This is a genomic window from Roseiarcus sp. (assembly GCF_052145395.1).
Lineage (GTDB): Bacteria > Pseudomonadota > Alphaproteobacteria > Rhizobiales > Beijerinckiaceae > Roseiarcus.
In genome coordinates this window covers 1-3,288 of record NZ_JBKQOT010000746.1, presented here as the reverse complement: position 1 = coordinate 3,288, position 3,288 = coordinate 1, and the positions used below count along the sequence as shown (strand labels likewise).

At 64.8% G+C, this 3,288-nt stretch carries 5 protein-coding genes; 3 read left to right on the top strand and 2 right to left on the bottom strand.

The window, feature by feature from the left end:
• Nucleotides 1-17 precede the first annotated feature (17 nt).
• A complete protein-coding gene (locus ACLP25_RS25635) occupies nucleotides 18-329 on the bottom strand; it encodes a hypothetical protein (protein WP_442471937.1) in 312 nt (103 codons plus the stop codon).
• Nucleotides 330-445: 116 nt separating this feature from the next.
• Nucleotides 446-931: an adenosine-specific kinase gene (locus ACLP25_RS25630; RefSeq protein ID WP_442471936.1), complete on the bottom strand. Its 486-nt coding sequence runs from the start codon at nucleotides 929-931 to the stop codon at nucleotides 446-448.
• Between the two features lie 228 nt (nucleotides 932-1,159).
• On the opposite strand from ACLP25_RS25630, the gene ACLP25_RS25625 reads away from it, so the two are divergent.
• The 3 genes from ACLP25_RS25625 to ACLP25_RS25615 all read left to right on the top strand — a co-directional run.
• Nucleotides 1,160-1,636, top strand: coding sequence for a MarR family winged helix-turn-helix transcriptional regulator (locus ACLP25_RS25625; protein WP_442471935.1), 477 nt, complete (start codon nucleotides 1,160-1,162; stop codon nucleotides 1,634-1,636).
• Nucleotides 1,633-2,901: an HlyD family secretion protein gene (locus tag ACLP25_RS25620; protein ID WP_442471934.1), complete on the top strand. Its 1,269-nt coding sequence runs from the start codon at nucleotides 1,633-1,635 to the stop codon at nucleotides 2,899-2,901. The genes ACLP25_RS25625 and ACLP25_RS25620 overlap by 4 nt, the downstream gene beginning before the upstream one ends.
• A partial coding sequence (locus ACLP25_RS25615) for an MFS transporter (RefSeq protein ID WP_442471933.1) occupies nucleotides 2,898-3,288 on the top strand: 391 nt, incomplete at its 3' end. The genes ACLP25_RS25620 and ACLP25_RS25615, both read left to right, overlap by 4 nt.

Genomic DNA, 3,288 nt, shown 5'->3' with positions numbered 1-3,288 from the left:
CGAAGCCCTCGCCACCTTCACCATCCCGCCCCACCTCCTCTCGGTCCAAAAAATCGAATGAGAACCAAGCCACAGGGCACTTTTAGAATCGCTGCGTAGAGATAGCCGAGATTGACCTCGGCCTCCGGGTCGCCGGTCCGGGCTTCCTCGGCGAGCAGGCGATAGGCGGTTGCGACGTCACCCCGGTTGTAGGCGTCCATGCCGGCGAAGATGTCGCACGACTGCGCGAGCGCGGTCCCTGCCGCAACGAGAAGCGCAATGCTCGCGACCGGCCGCCCGAAGGCCACGCCGCGCGGAAAGTTCAGCCTACGGCCCAGCCCACGGATCACAGAAGCCCCAATAGGCCGGTAGCACTCTTAATTCACAAACACTTGGGCCTCAGCGCTTTCGACAAGCACGAAGCCAAGCGCAGTTTTAACAGTCCTCAAAGTCGACGGTCCGCTGCTCAAAGCTTATAGCCGAACTGCCGAAGGAGATTTTTCCGCCACGCGACGTCATCCTCGCCTTCGATTCCCTTCGGGGAGAGTCCGTCGATGACGCCGAGCAGTCCTCTTCCCTGGTCGGTCTCGGCCACCACCACCTCGGTCGGATTCGCCGTCGCGCAGAAGATCCGGCATACCTCCGGAACCATTTTGATCGCGTTCAGGACGTTGACCGGGTAATAGCCTTCGCCGAGGAATACGATGAAGCAATGCCCAGCCCCGAGCGCCGTCGCGTTCTTCTGAGCAAGCGCGACCATCTCGGCGTCGGTGCCCGAGCTTCGCACCAGGCATTTGCCGGAAGCCTCGCAGAAGGCGAGCCCAAATTTGATTCCCGGCACGGCGCCGACCAGGGTCTCGTGGATGTCTTCGACGGACTTGATGAAATGGGTCTGTCCGAGGATGAAATTCGTCGCGTCCGGCTTGTCGATACGGATCGTCGTGAGCTGCATGGCCATCTCCTCGCGCCCGCGACGGACGAATGTCGTACCGTCGCATGGTGGAATATAACACCGGCCGAGTAGGGTGTCCCCGATCGCGGCCGCAAGGCGAACGGGCCGTCGATCGAAACCCTCGCCCAATCTCCAGACCGGCTGCGCCTGAAGCAGCGAAACGGACAGCGGGTGTTTTTTAGGCGCCCGCCCTTGAAACGCCATAGTCCGCTTATTATAAGCTTGCTTATGATGTCATTGGCTTACGATCGGGTCTACTCGCGCCGGAGGGAGGTCGCCTTCGCCCTCCACGATGCGGCGAGACTGCTCAAAACCTATTCGGACCATCGCGCCCGCGAGCTCGACACGACGCGCGCGCAATGGGCGGTGCTCTCGCGCCTTCAGCGCTGCGAAGGCGCCAAGCAAAGCGAGCTCGCGGAGGCGCTCGACATCGCGCCGATCACCCTCGCCCGCCTGGTCGATAAGCTGGACGCAGCCGGCTTGGTCGAGCGGCGGGCCGACCCAAACGACCGGCGCGCCTATCGGCTCTACCTCACGGAGAAAGCGATACCGGCGCTCAGCACGCTCGGCGTGCTCGCCGAGGACATCATGAGCCGGGCGCTGGCGGGCCTCGACGACGAAGCCATCGAGACGATTCTCACGGGCCTCGCGACGATCAAGGCCAATCTCAAGTCGGAACTCCACTCGGGAGCTTGCAACAAGTGACGCAGAGTTCATCGGTCGTGCGCGAAGGTCTGCCGGAAGGTCCGCCCGCCGCGCCGTCGGGGCAGACGGTCCAGTTCACCCCGGCGAGGACGCCGGCGCCGCATCCGGCCCCGGTCCCTCAGACCGCGCCGCCGGCGCCCGCGCCAACTCCGATGGTCGTGAAGACCAAGCGGTCCAGCTCGCGGCGCTTCATTCTGATCGTGGTGATCCCCCTCCTCGCGCTCGCCGCAGGATTCGCATGGTGGCTGACCGGCGGCCGTTACGTGACGACCGACAACGCCTACGTCGGCGCCGACAAGTCGCTGATCACCCCGCAGGTGACCGGCGCGATCGTTGCCGTCCATGTCATCGAGGGCCAGAAGGTCAAGGTCGGCGATCCGCTGTTCGACATCGATCCACAACCCTACGAAATCGCGGTCGCGCTCGCCAAGGGCCGGCTCGACGCGGCGAAGGTCGCCTTCGACAACCTCAAGGCGTCCTATGTGAGCAATAGAGACCAGATCAAGATGGGCCAGGACGCGGTCAACGTCCGCAAGTCCGATTACGACCGCAAGAACGAGCTTGCGACGCGCGGCTCCGGCACCAACGTCGACCGCGACACCTCGCTCGCCGCCCTCATCCAGGCCCAGCAGATCCTCGAATTCGTCAACAACCAGCAGGCGTCGACGATCACAAAGCTTGGCGGCAGCCTCGACTCTCCGATCGAAAAGTTCCCTGAATATATGCAGGCCAAGGCGGGCCTCGACGACGCCGAGCGCAACCTTCGCAACACCAAGGTGCTCGCGCCGATTGACGGCGTGGCGACGCAGGTGAACCAGATCGAACTCGGCCGCGTCGCGCCGGCGGGGCAGCCGGTGTTCGCCGTCGTCTCCGACAAGGGCCTGTGGGTCGACGGCAATCCGAAGGAATCGGACATGACCTATGTCCGCGAGGGCCAGCCCGCGACCGTCACCATCGACGCCTTCCCCGGCAAGGAATGGAAGGGCACCCTCTGCTCGATCGCGCCGGGGACGGGCGCGCAATTCTCGATCCTGCCGCCGCAGAACGCGAGCGGCAACTGGGTCAAGGTCGTGCAGCGCGTGCCGCTCCGCTTCTGCTTCGACCCCAATGAGGACATGTCGAACCTGCGCTCCGGCATGAGCGCCTACCTCTCGATCGACACCGGGCGGGTGCGCACGATCAAGGGCGTCCTCGACGGCCTCGCCGACACGGTCGACGGCCCGATGGGCAAGAGCGCCGCGAGCGCGATTTCCCCGGCGAAATGAACGCTCCGGCTCCACCCCTCTACGAGACCATCGCGCCCCCTGTGAAGTGGGCGCTGACCGTCTGCATCATGATGGCGACGGTCATGCAGGCGCTCGACACGACCATCGCCAACGTCGCGCTTCCCTACATGCAGGGCTCGCTGGCGACGACGCAGGACCAGATCAACTGGGTTCTGACCTCTTACATCGTCTCGGCGGCGATCATGACTTCGCCGCTCGGCTGGATGGCGACCCGCGTCGGGCGCAAGAGGCTGTTCATCGTCTGCACCGCCGGCTTCACCGTCGCCTCGATGTTGTGCGGCGTCGCGCTCTCGATCGAGCAGATGGTCGCCTACCGGCTGCTGCAGGGGGTGTTCGGCGCGGCCCTGGTGCCGCTCAGCCAGGCGG

Bases quoted from the DNA above. Each gene is read 5' to 3' on its own strand.
- ACLP25_RS25630 (WP_442471936.1), bottom strand. From the start codon at position 931: ATGCAGCTCACGACGATCCGTATCGACAAGCCGGACGCGACGAATTTC.
- ACLP25_RS25625 (WP_442471935.1), top strand. From the start codon at position 1,160: ATGATGTCATTGGCTTACGATCGGGTCTACTCGCGCCGGAGGGAGGTC.